The sequence below is a fragment of the Marinobacter aromaticivorans genome (assembly GCF_002806975.1).
Lineage (GTDB): Bacteria > Pseudomonadota > Gammaproteobacteria > Pseudomonadales > Oleiphilaceae > Marinobacter > Marinobacter aromaticivorans.
On the sequence record NZ_NIHD01000002.1, the window covers coordinates 120,102 to 139,425 of the forward strand.

General features: G+C 57.4%; 17 protein-coding genes and 1 pseudogene. 12 read left to right on the forward strand and 6 right to left on the reverse strand.

Features of this window, described 5'->3' with window-relative positions; genetic code table 11:
• Positions 1 to 73 precede the first annotated feature (73 nt).
• The 7 genes from paaK (at position 74) to paaZ (ending at position 7,325) form a co-directional block, all read left to right on the forward strand.
• Positions 74 to 1,381, forward strand: a complete 1,308-nt coding sequence (gene paaK, locus CDH48_RS03390; protein WP_100687325.1) for a phenylacetate--CoA ligase PaaK — start codon at positions 74 to 76, stop codon at positions 1,379 to 1,381.
• Positions 1,382 to 1,520: 139 nt separating this feature from the next.
• Positions 1,521 to 2,510: a 1,2-phenylacetyl-CoA epoxidase subunit PaaA gene (paaA, locus tag CDH48_RS03395; protein WP_100687326.1), complete on the forward strand. Its 990-nt coding sequence runs from the start codon at positions 1,521 to 1,523 to the stop codon at positions 2,508 to 2,510.
• Positions 2,511 to 2,525: 15 nt separating this feature from the next.
• Positions 2,526 to 2,807, forward strand: a complete 282-nt coding sequence (paaB, locus tag CDH48_RS03400) for a 1,2-phenylacetyl-CoA epoxidase subunit PaaB (protein WP_100687327.1) — start codon at positions 2,526 to 2,528, stop codon at positions 2,805 to 2,807.
• 10 nt (positions 2,808 to 2,817) lie between these two features.
• Positions 2,818 to 3,582, forward strand: a complete 765-nt coding sequence (paaC, locus tag CDH48_RS03405) for a 1,2-phenylacetyl-CoA epoxidase subunit PaaC (RefSeq protein WP_100687328.1) — start codon at positions 2,818 to 2,820, stop codon at positions 3,580 to 3,582.
• Positions 3,583 to 3,613: 31 nt separating this feature from the next.
• Positions 3,614 to 4,171, forward strand: a complete 558-nt coding sequence (paaD, locus tag CDH48_RS03410) for a 1,2-phenylacetyl-CoA epoxidase subunit PaaD (protein WP_100687329.1) — start codon at positions 3,614 to 3,616, stop codon at positions 4,169 to 4,171.
• Positions 4,172 to 4,184: 13 nt separating this feature from the next.
• Positions 4,185 to 5,261, forward strand: coding sequence for a 1,2-phenylacetyl-CoA epoxidase subunit PaaE (paaE, locus tag CDH48_RS03415; RefSeq protein WP_100687330.1), 1,077 nt, complete (start codon positions 4,185 to 4,187; stop codon positions 5,259 to 5,261).
• An 18-nt stretch (positions 5,262 to 5,279) separates the two neighbouring features.
• Positions 5,280 to 7,325, forward strand: coding sequence for a phenylacetic acid degradation bifunctional protein PaaZ (gene paaZ / locus CDH48_RS03420; RefSeq protein WP_100687331.1), 2,046 nt, complete (start codon positions 5,280 to 5,282; stop codon positions 7,323 to 7,325).
• A 106-nt stretch (positions 7,326 to 7,431) separates the two neighbouring features.
• On the opposite strand, the gene CDH48_RS19340 is transcribed toward paaZ, so the two are convergent.
• The 6 genes and pseudogenes from CDH48_RS19340 to CDH48_RS03445 all read right to left on the reverse strand — a co-directional run bounded on the left by CDH48_RS19340 (position 7,432) and on the right by CDH48_RS03445 (position 12,692).
• The gene (locus CDH48_RS19340; RefSeq protein ID WP_227520952.1) at positions 7,432 to 8,136 is read right to left on the reverse strand and encodes an ABC transporter ATP-binding protein; all 705 of its coding nucleotides are present in this window, start codon (positions 8,134 to 8,136) and stop codon (positions 7,432 to 7,434) included.
• Between the two features lie 210 nt (positions 8,137 to 8,346).
• A pseudogene (locus CDH48_RS19345) lies at positions 8,347 to 8,796 on the reverse strand (hemerythrin domain-containing protein); the annotation flags it as partial.
• 21 nt (positions 8,797 to 8,817) lie between these two features.
• Positions 8,818 to 9,576: an ABC transporter ATP-binding protein gene (locus CDH48_RS03430; RefSeq protein ID WP_100687333.1), complete on the reverse strand. Its 759-nt coding sequence runs from the start codon at positions 9,574 to 9,576 to the stop codon at positions 8,818 to 8,820.
• Positions 9,573 to 10,580: a branched-chain amino acid ABC transporter permease gene (locus CDH48_RS03435; RefSeq protein WP_100687334.1), complete on the reverse strand. Its 1,008-nt coding sequence runs from the start codon at positions 10,578 to 10,580 to the stop codon at positions 9,573 to 9,575. Before CDH48_RS03435 ends, CDH48_RS03430 begins: the two co-directional genes overlap by 4 nt.
• Positions 10,580 to 11,455: a branched-chain amino acid ABC transporter permease gene (locus CDH48_RS03440; RefSeq protein ID WP_100687335.1), complete on the reverse strand. Its 876-nt coding sequence runs from the start codon at positions 11,453 to 11,455 to the stop codon at positions 10,580 to 10,582. Before CDH48_RS03440 ends, CDH48_RS03435 begins: the two co-directional genes overlap by 1 nt.
• A gap of 76 nt (positions 11,456 to 11,531) precedes the next feature.
• A complete protein-coding gene (locus CDH48_RS03445; RefSeq protein ID WP_100687336.1) occupies positions 11,532 to 12,692 on the reverse strand; it encodes an ABC transporter substrate-binding protein in 1,161 nt (386 codons plus the stop codon).
• A gap of 317 nt (positions 12,693 to 13,009) precedes the next feature.
• Here CDH48_RS03445 and paaX point away from each other — a divergent pair, with 317 nt between their 5' ends.
• The 5 genes from paaX to CDH48_RS03470 all read left to right on the forward strand — a co-directional run bounded on the left by paaX (position 13,010) and on the right by CDH48_RS03470 (position 19,323).
• A complete protein-coding gene (paaX, locus tag CDH48_RS03450; RefSeq protein ID WP_100687337.1) occupies positions 13,010 to 13,981 on the forward strand; it encodes a phenylacetic acid degradation operon negative regulatory protein PaaX in 972 nt (323 codons plus the stop codon).
• A 207-nt stretch (positions 13,982 to 14,188) separates the two neighbouring features.
• Positions 14,189 to 15,805 (forward strand): cbb3-type cytochrome c oxidase subunit I, encoded by a 1,617-nt coding sequence (locus CDH48_RS03455; protein ID WP_100687338.1) that lies wholly within the window; start codon positions 14,189 to 14,191, stop codon positions 15,803 to 15,805.
• A complete protein-coding gene (locus tag CDH48_RS03460; RefSeq protein ID WP_100687339.1) occupies positions 15,802 to 16,443 on the forward strand; it encodes a cbb3-type cytochrome c oxidase subunit II in 642 nt (213 codons plus the stop codon). The genes CDH48_RS03455 and CDH48_RS03460 overlap by 4 nt, the downstream gene beginning before the upstream one ends.
• The gene (locus CDH48_RS03465; protein WP_100687340.1) at positions 16,440 to 17,111 is read left to right on the forward strand and encodes a c-type cytochrome; all 672 of its coding nucleotides are present in this window, start codon (positions 16,440 to 16,442) and stop codon (positions 17,109 to 17,111) included. Before CDH48_RS03460 ends, CDH48_RS03465 begins: the two co-directional genes overlap by 4 nt.
• Before the next feature lies 1 nt (position 17,112).
• Complete coding sequence (locus tag CDH48_RS03470; RefSeq protein WP_100687341.1) at positions 17,113 to 19,323, forward strand: heavy metal translocating P-type ATPase; 2,211 nt, start codon at positions 17,113 to 17,115, stop codon at positions 19,321 to 19,323.
• Position 19,324 lies beyond the last annotated feature (1 nt).

Genomic DNA, 19,324 nt, shown 5'->3' on the forward strand with positions numbered 1-19,324 from the left:
TCCGGGCTTGCAAAACACATTGAGACCGGCCTGGCGACAGAGCCGGGCGACAAGAACAAGACGGGAAGCAATTATGAATCTACCCATGCACAAGCTCGGAAAACTGGACCGGATGGAAACTGCCAGCGTGGATGAACTGCGCCACGAGCAACTCCAGCGCATGCGCTGGAGTGTCTGGCACGCTTACACCAACGTGCCCCATTACCGGAATACCTTTGATGAAATTGGCCTGAAGCCGATGGACATCAACAGCCTGGAAGATATTGCCAAGGTGCCTTTCACCACCAAGGAAAGCCTGCGCAACAATTACCCCTTTGGCATGTTTGCGGTGCCCATGAAGAAAGTTGTCCGGGTACACGCGTCCAGTGGAACAACGGGCAAACCAACCGTTGTGGGTTATACCCAGAGCGATATCGAGACCTGGGCCGATATAGTGGCCCGCTCCATCCGGGCCGGAGGCGGCAGTGCCGGCGACAAGATTCATGTTGCTTACGGCTACGGTCTGTTCACCGGCGGGCTGGGTGCCCATTACGGTGCCGAGCGCCTGGGCTGCACCGTAATACCCATGTCTGGCGGGCAAACCGAAAAACAGGTTCAGCTGATCCAGGACTTTGAGCCAGACATCATCATGGTCACGCCCTCCTACATGCTTAACATCGCTGATGAGCTGGACCGTCAGGGCATTGATCCGAAACAACTTCCGCTGCGACTGGGTATCTTCGGGGCCGAACCCTGGACCAATGAGATGCGCACAGAGCTGGAAGAGCGTCTCGGCATCCAGGCCCTGGATATCTATGGTCTTTCTGAAGTCATGGGCCCCGGGGTTGGTATGGAGTGCCTGGAAACCAAAGATGGCCCCACCATCTGGGAAGACCATTTTTACCCGGAAATCATTAACCCGGACACCGGTGAAGTACTGCCAGATGGCGAGTACGGCGAACTGGTATTCACTTCCCTGACCAAAGTCGCCATGCCGGTACTACGCTACCGTACCCGGGATCTTACCCGCCTGCTGCCTGGCACTGCCCGTCCCATGCGCCGTATAGACAAAATCACCGGACGCAGTGATGACATGCTGATCATTCGCGGCGTGAACGTGTTCCCCAGCCAGATCGAAGAGCAGGTGCTCAAGTGCCGCACCCTGGCTCCTCACTACGAAATCGAGGTGTACAAGAAAGGCAACCTGGATTACGTGGAAATCCGTGTGGAACTGAAAGCCGGAGCCGAGGGCGCAGACGCCAAAGAACATGCGACCAAGGAACTGAGCCACCACATCAAATCCTACATCGGTATCAGCACCAGCGTGAAGGTTCAGGATGCTGGAACTCTGAGCCGCTCCGAAGGCAAGGCCAAGCGGGTATTTGACCGTCGCAGGGAATAATTGCAGCAAACATGATACAGAATGATCTGCCTTGATATTTATTCAGTATCATATAGTATGAAATTATCGTTTGCGATCCGTCGCGAGCACTGCTGGCCACCACCGGCAGCTCTTACAAGTGATATTCGGAGAGAGAATTATGTACGCACAAATGGTTGAGACCGGCACCAAGCGCCTCAAGACCCTGGAAGAAATGTCTCCCGAAGAAAGGGACTTCCAGGCGAAAATTGATGCCGAAACCAAGATTGAACCGAAGAACTGGATGCCTGAGGGCTATCGCAAGACCCTGATCCGCCAGATCTCCCAGCACGCCCACTCGGAAATCGTCGGCATGCTGCCGGAAGGCAACTGGGTTACCCGGGCACCGACCCTGAAGCGCAAGCTGCAGCTGATGGCAAAGATTCAGGACGAAGCAGGCCACGGCCTGTATCTGTACAGCGCCATGGAAACCCTGGGTGCTGATCGCGATGAAGAAATCCAGAAGCTGCACGATGGCAAGGCCAAGTACTCAAGCATCTTCAACTACCCCACGCTGAACTGGGCCGACATGGGCGCAGTAGGCTGGCTGGTTGACGGCGCCGCCATTGTGAACCAGGTGGTGTTGCAGCGTACCTCCTACGGCCCCTATTCCCGCGCCATGGTGCGCATTTGCAAGGAAGAGAGCTTCCACCAGCGCCAGGGTTACCAGATTCTGCTGGACATGATGCGTGAAGGTACCCAGGAACAGAAAGATATGGTGCAGGACGCCATCAACCGACTGTGGTGGCCGGCGCTGATGATGTTCGGCCCGCACGACGATGACTCCCCCAACTCCCAGCAGTCCATGGCCTGGAAGATCAAGCGCAAGAGCAACGATGAACTGCGCCAGATGTTTATTGACCAGACCATTCCGCAGCTTGAATACCTGGGCTGCACCGTTCCTGACCCGGACCTGAAATGGAACGAGGAGCGGGGCCATTACGATTTCGGCGAGATCAACTGGAAAGAGTTCTACGACGTACTCAAGGGCGATGGCCCGTGTAATCGTGAGCGTATTGCCACCCGCCGTAAAGCAATTGAAGAGGGTGCCTGGGTGCGCGAAGCAGCCGTCGCCTACGCCGCAAAACAAAAACAGCGCGCAGCCGCATAAACAGGAGAAACAACTATGTCTGAATGGCGCCTTTACGAAGTATTCGTACGCAGCAAGCATGGCCTTAACCACAAGCATGTCGGCAGTGTTCATGCTGCCGACAATGAAATGGCCATGGAAAACGCCCGTGATCTTTACACCCGCCGTAACGAAGGGGTAAGCATCTGGGTCGTTCCGTCTGAAGCCATCACAGCTTCTGCTTCGGATGAAAAAGAGATCCTTTTCGACCCTTCCGAAGACAAGATTTACCGGCACGCTTCGTTCTACAAGCTGCCTGACGAAGTCGGGCAAATGTAAGGAGCAGTCCATGACACAGCAACAAGCTTTACAGGAATACGTGCTGCGCCTGGCAGATTCCGCCATGATTCTGGGCCAGCGCCTGAGCGAATTGACGGGCAAGGCCCCGGCCGTGGAAGAAGAGCTGGCATCAATGAACGTTGCGCTCGATCTGGTGGGCCAGGCCCGCAACTGGTACGAGTATGCCGCCGAGCTGATCGATGACGGTCGCAACGCCGACAACCTGTGCTTTCTCCGGGATGCCCACGACTACCGCAACCTGTTGCTGGTAGAGCAGCCGAATGAGGATTACGCGGTCACCATAGCCCGCCAGTTCTTTTTCGATGTATGGCACTACTTCACCCTTAAGAGCCTGGTTAATGCCAGCGACGAGCGCATTGCCAGCATCGCTGCCAAGGCGGTCAAGGAAGCGACTTATCATCTGCGCCGCTCCTCCGAGTGGGTCAAGCGCATGGGCGATGGTACCGAAGAAAGCCATCGCCGCATGCAGAATGCTTTCGACATTCTGTGGCGTTTCACCGGCGAGCTGATCACCCCGGATGACGTTGACAACGCCATGTTCAAGGCGGGTATCGGCCCGGATCCCGAGCAGCTCAGGCAGGACTGGCTCGGCATGGTGCGTGAAGTGTCGGCTCAGGCCACGGTAACACCGGGCGCTGAAGATGCCTGGATGTACATGGGCGGTAAGCGCGGTGAACACACCGAGCACCTGGGGCACATCCTGGCCGTGATGCAGTTCCTGCCGCGCGCCTACCCGGATGCGACCACCTGGTAAACCGGTCTGATTGACAAGAGGAGTACCTCCGGTGAATGAACGTGAACCATCATCTGTAGACCTGCTGATTGCCAGTGACCGGGTTCCGGCCAACGCCAACCCGGAACTGCTGACAGAAGAGGCAATCTGGGCGCTGCTGGAGAACGTCAAGGACCCGGAGGTGCCCGCGGTAAGCGTTGTTGAGCTTGGCATAATCCGGCGGGTGGACTGGGACGGCGAACACCTCACAGTGGATGTCACGCCCACCTATTCCGGTTGTCCTGCAACCGAGCTGATTGAAGAGCTGATTGCCGAGGCCCTGCGTGCCGCTGGTATCCGCCACATAAAAATCAATCAGGTGTTGACCCCTGCCTGGACAACCGACTGGATCACCGAAGAAGGCCGGGAAAAACTCCGGGCATTCGGCATCGCACCGCCCCAGGGCAGCGCCAGCAAAATGAGCCTTCTGGGCGTCGATGAAGTGATTGCCTGCCCGCATTGTGGCAGTGAACACACCGAGCGCCTCAGCGAATTTGGTTCTACCGCCTGCAAGGCGCTTTATCGCTGCCTTGATTGCCGCGAACCCTTCGACTATTTCAAATGCATATAGAGCCGATACGATCATGAATAAATTCTACTCACTGGCCCTCAAAGAGGTCAGGCCGGAAACAAGAAACGCCGTATGCCTGAGCTTTGATGTGCCAGACGATGTGGCAGACAAGTTCAAATACAGGCAAGGTCAGCACATCGTGGTGCGCACCAAACTGGATGGCGAGGAAGTGCGCCGCACTTACTCCATCTGCTCCAGCGTCAATGACCACGAACTGCGCATCGCCGTCAAACGTGTGGACAACGGCCTGTTCTCCAATTTTGCCAACGAACAGCTCAAGCCAGGCTCGACCCTTGAAGTCATGCCGCCGCAGGGGACTTTCGGTATTGATCTGGACCCCGAGCGTGAGGGCAACTACCTGGCAGTGGCTGCTGGCAGTGGCATTACCCCGATCCTGTCCATCATAAAAACCACGCTGGAAACCGAACCCAAAAGCCATTTTACCCTGTTCTACGGTAACAAGGGTACGGCCAGCACCATGTTCCGGGACCAGCTCCAGGATCTTAAAAACGAGTACATGACACGTTTTAACCTGGTGTACATCTTTACCCGTGAAGAACAGGACATCGACCTCTACAACGGCCGTATCGACGCGGAAAAATGCGACCAGTTGTTCGACCACTGGATTGACGCCAAGAATCTGACTGGCGCTTTCCTGTGCGGACCGCAACTGCTGACAGAAACCGTTCGGGATTCACTGGTACGCCACGGTCTGGACAAGTCCAAAGTTCATTATGAGCTGTTCACACCTGCTGGTGGTGTACCCCGGTCGCGCAAAGACCGAGCAGAAACCAAAGTCGATCCGAAAGCCGTCAGTGTGGTTACCGTGAAGGCTGACGGTCGCTCGCTGACCTTTGACCTGGTGCGGGACACCAAGAGCATTCTTGATGCCGGTAACGAGGAAGGCGCAGACCTGCCCTTCTCCTGCAAAGCCGGTGTGTGCTCCACCTGTCGTGCCAAGGTGGTGGAAGGCGAAGTGGAAATGGACCAGAACTTTGCCCTGGAAGACTACGAAGTGGAAGCCGGCTACGTGTTGTCGTGCCAGTGCTACCCCGTCAGTGACAAGGTCACTCTCGACTACGACGAATAGTAATTCTGGAGTTTTTTAATGCCCGTTACCAAAAGTTTTATTGCCGGCGAATGGATTGGTGAGCAGAAGGCCAAAGTCCTGCACAGTGCCATCAACGGTGACAGTGTCGCCTATACTCATGACGAACCACTGGATTTCAAAAAGGCCGTCGAATACGGTCGCAAGGTCGGCGGAAAAAACCTGCTGGCCATGGACTTTCAGGAGCGCGCTTTGGCCCTCAAAGCCATGGCGATTTACCTGCAAGAGCACAGAAAAAAACTTTATGCCCTGTCGATGCATACGGGATCCAGCAAATCGGATAACGGCATTGATATAGACGGCGGATTCGGCACCCTGTTTTATTACTCCAGTATGGGCCGCCGCGAACTGCCCTCGGGTAACGTAGTGCATGAAGGCCCGGTAACGCCGCTCGGCAAGAGCAATCACTTTGCCGGCACCCATATCCTGGTGCCCCGTGGTGGCGTAGCGGTCCATATCAATGCCTTCAACTTCCCCGTATGGGGCATGCTGGAAAAATTTGCGCCCACCTTCCTGGCGGGTATGCCTTGCATTGTGAAGCCGGCAACCTCCACCTGTTATGTGACCGAAATGGCCGTGCGCCTTATGCAGGAATCCGGCGCTCTGCCGGAGGGCAGCCTGCAGTTGATTATCGGCAGCACCGGCGACCTGTTCGACCATCTGGAAGAGCAGGATGTGGTGACCTTCACCGGTTCTGCGGCCACGGCTCGCAAACTGCGCAACCACCCCAACATCATCAACCGCTCCATCCCGTTCAACGCGGAAGCCGACTCCCTGAACTGCGCCGTTCTGGCCCCCGATGTAAAGCCGGAGCACGAAGAGTTTGATGTGTTTGTGCGGGAAATCCGTCACGAAATGGTTGCCAAGGCAGGCCAGAAGTGTACGGCAATTCGCCGGATCCTGGTGCCTCATGAACAGGTCGACGCAATCTGTGACAAGCTCAGGGAGCAGCTGTCGGAAATCACTGTCGGCGACCCCTCGGTTGAAGGGGTACGCATGGGCGCCCTTGCCTCAATGGACCAACTGGCCGACGTCAGGGCCAACATAGAGGAACTGCTGAAAACCAGCGAGCTGGTTATCGGTGGTGATGGAAGCTTCAAGCCTGTCGGCCAGGGCACAGAAAAGGGCGCGTTCATTGAACCGCACCTGCTGCTGTGCCGGAATCCTGAAAACGGCTGTGGCGCGCACGACATCGAGGCCTTTGGCCCGGTTGCCACAGTGATTCCCTACAACACGCTGGACGAAGCGGTAGAGCTGGTAGCCAAAGGCCGCGGCTCACTGGTGACCACCATCACTACCCGCGACCCGGAAACCATCGCTTCCCTGGCACCCAGGCTGGCTGCCTATCATGGCCGCCTGCACCTGCTGGACGCAGAAGCTGCGAAAGAATCCACCGGCCACGGTTCGCCGTTACCCATGCTGAAGCACGGCGGCCCCGGGCGCGCCGGTGGTGGTGAAGAGCTGGGCGGTATCCGGGCCGTACTTCACTATCTGCAGCGCACCGCCATTCAGGGGTCGCCCACCATGCTGGCCGCTGTGACCCGGGAATATGTCCGCGGCGCGAAGGTTATCGAGAGCGATATCCACCCGTTCCGATTCCACTTCGAAGACCTGCAGGTTAACCAGTCACTGCTGACTCACCGTCGTACGGTCACTGAAGCAGATCTGGTGAACTTCGGCTGCCTGTCCGGCGACCATTTCTACATGCACTTTGATGAAATCGCCGCCCGGAACAGCCAGTTCGGCAAGCGTATTGCCCACGGCTACTTCGTGCTGTCTGCAGCAGCCGGTATGTTCGTACATCCGGCCGAAGGCCCGGTGCTGGCGAACTATGGGCTGGACACCCTGCGCTTCATTGAGCCGGTCGCGCCGGGCGATACCATTCGCGCCCGCCTGACCTGCAAGCGCAAGATTGACCAGGGCCGCAGCTCACCGGATGGCCATCCGCAGGGCGTGGTTGTCTGGGATGTTCAGGTTACCAACCAGAACTACGAGCTGGTTGCCAGCTACGACATTCTGACACTGGTAGCAAAGAAGCCGGAATAGTTCTTCCGGCCTAAAAAAAACCGCCAGCAGCTTCGGGCTCTGGCGGTTTTTTTGTGCAAGGTTGTGCGCCCGCTGTTCAATCCGGCGGGCATGCTTACAGGATCCGTTACATACCCAGGTAGGCCTCTCGCACTTTCTCGTTGCTTAACAAATCACGGCCGGTGCCCTCAACCACCACGCGCCCGGTCTCCAGCACGTAACCGCGATCTGCCAGGGCCAGCGCCTGGGATGCATTCTGCTCCACCAGAAAGATGGTCATGCCTTCGTTTTTGAGTTCCTTGATGATATTGAAAATTTCTTCAATGATCAGCGGTGCCAGCCCCATACTTGGCTCGTCCAGCAGCAACAGTCTGGGTTTGGCCATCAACGCACGCCCCATGGCCAGCATCTGCTGCTGACCGCCGGAGAGCTCGCCCGCCAGATTGCGGCGTTTTTGACGCAGTATGGGGAACTTCTCATACATGCGATCCAGGTCGTCTTCCACTTCCTGGCTACGGCCACGGGTGTAGGCTCCCAGCAACAGGTTGTCTTCAACGCTGAGATCCTTGAACACCTGCCGGCCTTCCGGCACCTGAACTATGCCGTTGGCCACGCGCTGATCGGCACCGACTTTCAGCAGATCTTTTCCTTCGAAGGTGATGGTGCCGCTGTCCGCAGGCTGTAGCCCGGAGATCGTCATCAGCAAGGTTGACTTGCCTGCGCCGTTGGCACCTACAAGTGAGACGATTTCTCCGCTGTTGATGCGAATATCAATACCGTGAAGCGCTTCGATCTGGCCATAGGAGGTTTTCAGGCCCTTGATCGTCAGCATTTCCTCGGTGGCATGTTGTGCGGTTCTGCGTGGTGCATGGCGCAACCCAAGGCCGCCGAGGCGCTCGGGCGTGTAACTGATAATACGGTGGCGCAACTCTCGGAATTCATCCCTTACCCGCTCACCAAACAACGGGTCGTTTGCCTGGTCACGGGATTCAGTAATCTGGCGCCACTCATCCTCACTCAGGAATTTACGGGCCCGAGGAATGACCACGCCCTCTTCTTTCTTGATGTGCTTGCGCAGGGCCTCGGTGAACCGCGCCAGTGCATGGCTGAAGTCTTCCCGGCCATCCGGCCAGCGCTCCATGCACAGCATGAGCAAATGCCGTAGCTCGTTGATCTTCTCGTCGCCGATTACATAGCCGTGCGCCAGTTTGTCCAGCAACGGTTTGGTATCCGGTGATTTTTCACCCAGCAGGCGGTACAGCACGATCTCCTCCGGCGAGCTGTGCACACGCCGCGCAAAGTGCTGGATGTAATCGAAGATGTTGCTATACAGGGTTTCGTCAGGCTTCTGCTCGTTGATGTTCATATCGTGCTGGAGCTGATCCAGCAGATCCAGTATGCGCCAAAGCGACTGGTGTTCCTGAACAATGGTACTGATCGCCTGCTGGCTGTAGCTGTCTTCCGGCGCAACGTTGGTCGGTGTTTGTGTCATTGTGATTATCCCTCGCTCCGTTTAACCGCCCAGGTAGGCCGCAATTACGTCCGGATTCGTACGAATCTGTTCCGGCGTGCCCTCTGCCAGTACGCGCCCGTAGTTAAGCACCAGCAAACGGTCAGAAATTCCCATCACCAGCTTCATGTCGTGCTCCACCAGCATCACCGTAATGCCCTGCCCGGCAATCTTGCGGATCAGTTCTTCCAGTGCCGCAGTTTCTACCGCGTTCAGGCCGGCCGCCGGCTCATCCAGCAGAACCACCTTCGGTTCGGCGGCCAGCGCTCGTGCAATTTCAAGGCGCTTCAAGGCACCATAAGACATGGCCGACGCTTCGGTATCGAGGTATTCGCCACAACCCACAAACTCCATCAGCTCGGCGGCCTTTTCCCTTGCGGCCTTTTCGCCCCGAGTGAGTGCGGGCAAACGAAACAGCGTGGTCAGCAGGTTGCTTTTCAGGGTCAGATGCCGGCCCAGCATCACATTTTCAATGGCCGTCATGTTCATGCAGATCTGCATCTGCTGGAAGGTGCGGCACATGCCGCGCTCCGCCAGCTGGTTGGGTTGCAGCTTTGCGATGCTCTCACCGTTCAGTTTCACTTCACCACTGGTGGGCGTATACAACCCGGTGATCAGATTAAACAGCGTGGTCTTTCCGGCGCCGTTGGGGCCAATAACTGAATACACCTGGCCGGCATCCACCGAGAAACTCACATCTTCAACCGCGTGTACACCACCAAACGCCTTGGACAGATTCCTGACTTCTACCAGAGCCGTCATGCGTCACCTCCGGCAGACTTTGCACGTCGTTTTGCCAGCAGGTTGGCTGCGGTTGGCAGCAGGCCCTTGGGCATGAAAATCATGGTCAGCATCAGGATCAGACCAAACAACACCATTTCCATCTCCTGAAAATCCGCCAGCAGCTGCGGCAACAATTCCAGTACCACCGCGCCAATGATCACTCCGATCGTCGAGCCCATGCCGCCCAGAACCACCATGGTAATCAGCAGAATGGAGAAATCGAAACTGGCGACAGAAGGCGTGATAAAGCCCTGGAAATGCCCGTAAAGCGCGCCCATCACGCTGGCATATACCGCAGAGATCACAAATACCAGGCTTTTATATTTGGCGGTGTTTACACCCACCACACTGGCTGCCACTTCCGAGCCGTGAACGGAACGCAAAGCGCGGCCAATGGGCGAATCGATCAGGTTCTGGGCCAGCCAGACTGCGACCAGCAACACCACACCGGCAAACAGATACCAGGCCAGATCGCCGCTGATATCCATGCCAAACAGGGAATACTGGCCAAAGACGCTGAGCTCCCAGCCGAACACATCAAAGGAGGGTACCGGCATGCCATCTGGCCCGCCGGTTATTTCCCGCTCATTGTTCAGAATGATGGCAATGATAAAACCAACCGCAAGGGTGGCCATGGACAGGTAATGGCCTTTCAGGCGCAAAATCGGACGTCCGACAATCCAGGCGATAATGGCTACAAACACAGCACCAAGCACCAGAGCAGGAATGGCAGACCAGCCGTAATTGCTCGTCATGATGGCGCTGAAATAGGCACCGAGGCCAAAAAAACCGGCATGACCAAGGCTGATCTGGCCTGCAAAGCCCACCAGCAGATTGAGGCCCACCACCGCGGCGGCAACCAGTGCAGTCTGTGTCGCCAGGCCATAGTGAAACGGGTTGGAGATGAACATTGGCAGGGCAAACACCACGATGGCGAGAAACACCAGCCCCTTGAGACGGAAGTCCGAGAATCGAGCCATCATCACACCCGCTCCACGACTTTGGCGCCAAACAGGCCCCGGGGCATGAAGAACAGCACAAGCAGAATCATTGAAAACGCCACAGCGTCTTTGTAGTCGGATGACAGGTAACCCGCTGCCATGGCCTCAACCACACCCAGGGCCAGACCACCAACTACGGCGCCCAGGCCACTGCCCAGGCCTCCGATTGCGGCGGCAACGAAGCCTTTGAGCCCCAGGATGATGCCGATGTCATAGGAGGTAAAAGTGATCGGCGCAACAACAATGCCGGCGATGGAGCCCAGCAGCGCGGACACCATGAAAGCCAGCATCAGAACGACCTGGGTACGAATGCCCACCAGACGCGCGGCATCCTTGTTCATGGAAGTCGCAAGAATCGCTTTTCCGGTGAGCGTGCGGGTGAAGAAATACACCAGCACCGCCACAAGAACCGCACCAACACCCAGCACCCACAGGCTCTGGGTATTCAGCACCGCTCCGAAAATCTCTATCGGCTCGTCACTGCTGAAATTGGGCATAACGTGGTATTCCTTGCCCCACACCAACTGGGCCAGACCACGAATAAAAATGGACGCACCGATGGTGATAATGATCAGCGTAACCACATCTGCGTTTTTGGCAGGTGCAATTGCCAGGCGCTGCAGGGCAATGCCCAACACGCCAGCCAGCACAACGGCAAGTACGATCGCGAGCAGCATGGGTACGCCCATGGCTGTCAAAGACACAGTGGCCATTCCGCCAATCATCAAAAACTCGCCCTGGGCGAAGTTGATCACATGGCTGGCGTTATAAATCAGGGTAAACCCCAGGGCTATCAGGGCGTAAGTGGCACCAATAGTGATACCGGTAAACAGGTATTGCAGGAATTCAGAGAACATAATCGGGTCCGCTCGCGCAGCGGCGGACAGCAACCCGCCAGGGTTGCTGTCCGCCTGTGGTACGGATGGGAATTGCTTAGTTGATCAGCTTCCAGCCACCATCCTGAACTTCCAGAATACGGAAAGAATCCGCTTCAAGACCATTGTGATCAGTGGGCGACATGTTGAAGGTGCCGGTCACACCTACGTGCCCCTGAATATTCTCAAGCGCATCGCGCACGGCTTCCTTGTCTGTGCTTCCGGCTTTTTCAATGGCCTTGACGGCAAGGTTCAGGCCGTCGTAGGCATAAGCACCGAAGGTGGAGACCTTTGAATTCCAGCGGGCTTCATACTCGCTTTTGTATGCCTCAACCACCGGCTTTTGCGGATCGGACTCTGGCAGTGACTCTGGCACCAGCAATGGTGATGCCGGCAGTCTCAGGCCCTCGGCATTGCTGCCTGCAAGCTCAAGGAAGCCGTCAGAGGCAACACCGTGGGACTGGTAGAACGGAAGTTCTATACCCAGCTGTGCGTAGTTACGGGTAACAATGGCAGGACCCTGGCCAAAACCGAAGTTCAGAATGGTCTGCACACCATCGGTGTTCCGGATGTTGGTCAGCTGGGCTGTCATGTCGGTATCGGAACCACCGTAGGTTTCATCGGCTACGATCTCGATTCCACCCATTTCCTTGGCAACCGCCAGGGTTTGCTCGCGCCCGGAGCTACCGAAGCCTCCTGTGCCGGAAATCAGGCCAACCTTGGTCAGACCGCGGGATTTCATGTCTGTAAGAATACGCTCTGCCGCCATGCGGTCAGATTGCGGCGTTTTGAACACCCACTTTTTCACGGGAGTGGTGATCACCACCGCACCTGCCAGTGATATAAAGGGAACCCCGGCCTGTTCTATCATGGGTACAGCCGCCATGGTGGCACCTGTGGTACTTCCGCCTACAATAATATCGACACGGTCTGAACGGATCAGCCGGCTTGCAAAGTTACGGGCCTTGGAAGCGTTGCCTGCATCGTCATAATGGACAAGCTCGAGTTGGCGACCAAGTACACCGCCCTCTTCGTTGATTTTCTCAACGTACATTTGAAGGGTTTTTAGCTCCGGATCGCCCAGAAAAGAAGCGGGACCGGTAACCGAAAGGAAGGAGCCAATACGTATCGGATCTGCTGCCTGAACGCTCATTGCCAACAGACCTGCAGCAGCGACAGCTGCAAACTTGCTTGCACGGCGCGTGATTTTTCTGAACATTGTTGTTGTTCTCCCAAAGGTGTCAGGGCGTTATGGTTTTATATGCCCCGGAATTTCCGAAAATGGAACGACATTTCCTGCAAAGGTTGATTTTTTTCGTATCACGTGTCCCTTTACAGCATTCTGGTTTCAGCGCAGCGTGACAGACCTTGGTCTATCATCGCCATTACTGACTATCCGCCACCCCAATAATACGATACTGTTGACGGATATCAATGGAAAATATTGTATCACTACTTCAGTGTCAACCGAGGAGTGCTTCAGGGGCAGATGTTTTCCGGCAACCTATACCAATGTATTAGCAAAGATCGAAAACCATGTCAGCAAAACAACAACTTGAGAGCCTGAACCGGGATTTCCAGAAAAAGCGCCCTTTACGCGCAGGATCCCTGATTATTACAACCTACGGTGACATCATTCACCCCCGTGGCGGTAACGTTTGGCTCGGCAGCCTGATGAAGCTGCTGACACCCATGGGGGTCAGTGAACGGCTGGTGCGTACCTCGGTTTACCGGCTGGTGCAGGAAGGCTGGCTGCAAACCGAGAAAGTGGGCCGGTGCAGCTATTACAGCGTGACCGGCGCCGGCCTCAGGCGATTCCAGCAGGCATTCGAGCATGTATACACCCTTGGCACGGATGAATGGAACGGCAGCTGGTGCCTGGTTTTTCTCAACCAGCTGGAACCGGAGACCCGGGCCAGGGTGCGTGAAGAGCTGAAATGGCTGAGTTTTGGCAGCATGGCCGCCGGGGTTATGGAACACCCGCGATTTACCCGCCACGAGCTGATCCCCCTGCTTCAGGAATGGGGTGCGCTGGACGATACCATCGTGATGCAGACCCAGCCAATGGAACAACGCAGCCCGCGAGCCCTGCGCAGGCAGGTCAGGGAAAGCTGGAACCTGGACGAGCTGGGTTTTCGTTACAAGCGTTTCCTGGAAAAGTTTCGCCCCTTATGGCGGGAGCTCAGCATCAACGACAATCTGAGCCCGGAAGACTGCATTACCGCCCGCATCCTGCTGATTCACGAATACCGGAAGATATTGCTGCGGGATCCACTGTTGCCGGACGAACTCCTGCCAGGTGACTGGGAAGGGCGTAGTGCCAAGCAGCTGTGCCGCAATCTGTACCGCGCCATATACAGACGCTCGGATGAACACCTGGCAAACCTGCTGGAGAACGCCTCAGGCCCCCTGCCCGGCCCGAGCCAGGGTTTTTATCGTCGTTTTGGCGGACTTATTGAGGAAAATCCAGCCGATAACGGCAAATTTGTGGCGGAAGAGTCTGTGTGACTCTTCCGCTTCGCGTGCCTGACACCTACCTCAACTTGATTTAGAACAAGTGCAACCATCGTTCAATCGCGTCTGTCGCGTTACTGTATTGTGACTCTTCGTTACCTTCCAAACGAATACAAATACTGCTTTTAAAGCCAGCATTCAATTGAATTGGACTACTGGATTTATTTAAGATGTATTTGTGATGAATCAACAGGACAGACTATGACGCCCACCATCGCCATTCTCCTGATCATTACCTTCGTGCTCTCTACCGTTGGTTTGCTGCTACTGATCTGGTCTATCGCCAACAATCAGTTCAGCCATGGCCAGGCAGCAGCGCGTACCATTTTCTCGCCGGGTGAAGAGGGCCACAGCGAGGACCCTGCCCGGCCCGCCGACCAGCCTTTTACCGGGGATACCAGCGAGCAGGCGGCAGCCATAAAGGCGCGCTGGACAGCCGACCAGTCTTCCAGAACGGCGGTGCTGACCTGGCTGAGCTCATCGGTCTTCTGGCTGCTTCTGGGTTCGCTTTTCGGCCTGACTTCTTCCATCAAGATGCATCTCCCGGAGTTTCTGGCAGCCAGCGAATTTCTCACCTTTGGCCGGGTACGCCCGGTGCACCTGAACGCTGTTACCTACGGCTGGGCGTCCATGGCCGGCATAGGCGTGGCGCTGTTCCTGATTCCAAGACTGTTCAAAACCTCGCTGGCCGGCGGCAAATATGCGGTTCTCGGCGGCTTTATCTGGAATATCGGCCTGGTTCTTGGCCTCAGCGCCATCACGCTGGGCCTGTCTGATGGCGAGGAATGGCTGGAATTTCCCTGGCAGGTAGACGTCCTGTTTGTGGTGGGTGGTGCCATGTGCGCCATCCCCTTGTTGCTGACCGCTGCCAACCGGCAGGTGGAGCACCTTTACGTAACCAGCTGGTACCTGATGGCGGCGCTGGTGTGGTTCCCCATCCTGTTTCTCATTGCCAACCTGCCCTATACCTTTCCCGGCGCCTCAGGTGCAACGGTTAACTGGTGGTTTGCCCATAACGTGCTTGGGCTATGGGTAACCCCCATCGGTATTGGCATTGCCTATTACATGATCCCGAAAATTCTTGGTAAGCCGATCATTTCCTACCAGCTGTCGCTGATTGGCTTCTGGTCGCTGGCGCTGTTTTACAGCCAGGTGGGGATTCACCATCTGATTGGCGGCCCGATACCCACCTGGCTGGTTACTCTTTCGATTGTTCACAGTGTGATGATGTCGATTCCGGTGATTACCGTTGCCATCAACCATCACGGCACCATGATAGGCAACTTCGGGCGCCTCAAAGACTCGCCTACCCTGCGTTTTGTATGGATCGGCGCTCTCATGTACACAGTGTCTTCACTCCAGGGTTCCATGGAAGCCCTGCGCAGCATCAACGTGATCACCCATTTCACCCACTACACTGTGGGCCATGCCCACCTTGGTATGTATGCCTTCCTGAGCTTCATCCTGTTCGGCGCGGTTTATTTCATTATGCCCCGCCTCACCAACTGGGAATGGCCCTGGCGCCGGCTGATCAGCCTGCATTTCTGGCTGGTAAGCATTGGCATCCTGATCTACGTGGTGTCGCTGACCGTTGGCGGCTGGAAGCAGGGGCTGGCCTTGCTCGATGCCGAGATGCCCTTCATGGACATTGTCCGCATGACACTGCCCGCGCTTCAGGCGCGCACTGTCGGTGGCGCCCTGATGACCCTGGGGCATCTGGTGTTCGCGTTCCATTTCATCGCCATGCTAATGCGCCGCGGCACTGCCACTGAGCAGCCGACCCTCTTCCGCCCAGTCGTCAAGGAGAACGCTCAATGAAACGTGCTCTCGCAATCATGGTAGGCGCAGCGCTTATCCTGTTGCTGGCCACGCTGACTCTGGTGGCAATGCCCTACCTGCAAATGTCCGCAGAACAGGTTCCGCCGGATCTCAAGCCTTACACGGAACAGCAACAGCGTGGCCGCCAGTTGTACATTGCCAACGGCTGCGTTTATTGCCACAGCCAGCAGCCCCGGGATCCGGGCTTTGCCCCGGGAGACAAAGAACGGGGCTGGGGCCGCCCCTCCGTGCCAGGCGACTACGCCTACGATCAGCCTCACTTGCTGGGCACCATGCGTACCGGCCCGGATCTGTTCAACATTGGCGCCCGCCAGCCCAGCATCGACTGGCAACTGATGCATCTGTACAACCCGAGGGCGGTAATCAAAGGCAGCATCATGCCGTCGTATCCCTTCCTGTTCCGCCATGTGGACGAACCGGTAGAGGGTGACAAAGTGGTGAACGTACCGCCACCCTACGGCCCGGAATCCGGAAAGATTGTGGCCACCGATGATGCGCTGGCACTGGCGGAGTACCTGCTCGCCCTTGACCACACCTACCCGGCGCCGACTTTGCCCAAAGTGCCGGCGAAAGCATCGCCAAAATCCGACGAGTCCAAGGAGCAACGCGCGCCATGAACCAGCATGATCATCGCGCTCAGTACCGTGAAGCGCCCGAACCGGAAGAAGGCACCCGCGCAATACCAAAGATTGTACTGGCCTGGATTGCCATACTGATTGTCTGGGGCGTTGGTTATTACGCCTGGCAGATCGGCAAGCCCCTGCTGGGCGGCGACAGCCGCACAGCCGTTGCGATGGCTCCCGGGGAATCCGGGCCCGCAAACAGTGAAAGCCCCGATGCGTCAGAGGGCTCAGGCACATCCGGCTCACAGAGTTCGGGTGCAGGCAGCGGCTCCGCAGGCGCCACACCGGATGGTGCTGCGATTTACAGCGCCCAGTGCAGTGCCTGCCACCAGGCAAATGGACAGGGCGTACCAGGCGCCTTTCCTCCTCTGGCCGGAAGTGAGTGGCTGCAGGCGGACGCGGCCATTCCGGTGGCAATTGTCCACGATGGCCTGCAGGGAGAAATCGAGGTTGCAGGCAACACCTTCCAGGGTGTTATGCCCAGGTTTGGCGGTAAACTTTCCGATGCCGAACTGGCGGCTGTGCTGAGTTATGCCCGCAGTGAGTGGGGCAACAGTGCAAGCGAGATCGACCCAGCGACAGTGGCCGAGCACAAAGAGCGCTTCGGCGATCGCGGGGACTGGTCTGCCGGTGAGTTGAAGGAGGTTTTCGGGGAACCCTGAGATGGCCGCCAACACCGGGAGCACAGCGCAACAAGAGCAGAATCAGGACATCCTGATGATCGAGGGGATGCGTTGTGGCAGTTGTGCCATCGCCGTTGAAGCCCTGCTAAAGAAACAGCCGGGGGTGCGTGACGCTGCCGTCAATTTCGCGGCCGATGTGGCCATGATTCGCTGGGACACGGAAAAGCCCAGGCTGGCCAGCCTTCAGCAAGCCGTTGCCCGCCTGGGGTATCGCTTGCACGCATCGGTGGACCCGGATCGCAGCAAGCTCCAGGCAGAGACGGTGCGCAAGCATCTGCAAAGGCGGCTGGCGGTTGCGGTGGTCTTTGGCATGTGGAGCATGATGCCCGCCCTGCTGATTTACCTGGCACCATTGGGCGCGGCAGAACCGGAAGTCCTCTGGCCACTGGCCCTGGCCAGCGGCCTGTTTGCGGCGCCGGTTGTGCTCTACTCCGGCTCTCACTTCTACCGGGTGGGCTGGCGCACGCTCCTTGCCGGCGCACCGGGCCTCGACAGCCTCATTTTTCTGGCGGTCTTCGCTGCCTGCATCATCTCCGCCTGGCAACTTGCCGCCGGCAGTCATCATGTGTACTTCGATGCCGCCGTTATGCTGATTACCTTCCAACTGGTCGCACGATTGCTGGATACCAGTGTGCGCCGCCGCGCTTCGGAAATCATTCGTCGTTATCTTCAGGACGTTCCCGAACAGGTCACGCTGAAAACCCCAGACGGCCAACTGGAAACCCGGCCTTTAAAGGATGTTGAGGCCGGCCAGCACATACTCCTCCGGGCCGGCGAACAACTCGCTCTGGATGGGGAAGTTATCTGCGGCCATGGCCAGGCAGACCTGTCCATGCTGACAGGGGAACACATGCCCCAGGCTCTCGGGCCGGGAGCGGAGTTGCTGGCCGGCTGTCAGCTGGTTGAAGGGGGGCTTGAACTGGAAGTTACAGCAGGCGTTGGCCAGCGGCGCATTGACCGATTATCACGCTCCATCAGTGCTCTGCTCAGCCGCAAAACCACTCTGCAACGGCTCACCGATCGCATCGCCCGCGTACTGCTTCCGGTGATTGTGATCGCAGCCAGCCTGGCTGTGGGATTGGCCCTTGCTCAAGGTGCACCTGCACCGGAGGCAGCGGCCCGCGGGCTGGCGGTTATGATCATCAGTTGCCCCTGCGCCCTGAGCCTTGCCATTCCACTGGTAATTACCATGGGCCACGCCAACATGGTCAATCACGGCATTGTGTTGCGGGATCCTGCGGCGCTGGAGGCTGCGGCCGGAGTTGGCGCGATTGTGTTCGACAAAACAGGCACATTGACCACGGGCGAGCCTGCCGTGAACAGCATCACACCGGCCGGAAACTGGAGCAAAAGCACGCTGCTGAAGCTGGCCCAGGACATTCTCCGGGAATCATCCCATCCGGTTGCAAGAGGCCTTATGGCGGAACCGGTGCGCTCATCTGTACCGGCTTCCGAGGGTATTCGGGAAAGCGTTGCAGGCGCAGGTACGCGCTGGCTTAACGGCAAGGATACCGCCTTGGCAGGGCAGGCACGCTGGCTTCGGGAGCAGGGTGTTGCGGTGCCACCCACCGAAGATACCGGAATGAGTGTCCACCTAGCCTGCAATGGGCATTATGCGGGCAAAATCGGTTTTCAGGAAACCCTCAGGCCGGAGTCTGCGCCGACGATCCGCCAGCTGGTGCGCCAGGGCTACACCATCTATCTGCTCAGCGGTGACACGCGCACCGCCTGCCTGGAGCTGGCCACGCGCCTTGGCATTGCACCTGAACATGTGCTTTCCGGATACTCCCCCGAGCAGAAGCAAAGCTTTATCGAGAACCTGGAAAAACAGACAAATGCCGTGTTCGTGGGGGACGGCCTCAACGACGGCCTGGCCCTGGCCGGCGCCAGGCTGGGTATCGCCGTGGGCAACGCCGCATCCGCCACCGGTGCCGCAGCGGCTGTCTACCTCACAGAAAGCATCGCCAGGGTGCCTGCGACCCTGCAGCTTGCGCAACGGGCACGCAAGCTCATGTACCAGAATCTGTTCTGGGCGGTCAGCTACAACGCCCTGGTGATTCCCCTCGCCATTATGGGCTGGGTGCAACCGGTTATTGCCGCCATTGCCATGTCACTCAGCAGCCTCTGTGTTCTGCTTAACAGCTTGCGCATGCAAAGCCAGGTATCTGGTGGTACGCAGGCACCATCGTAAA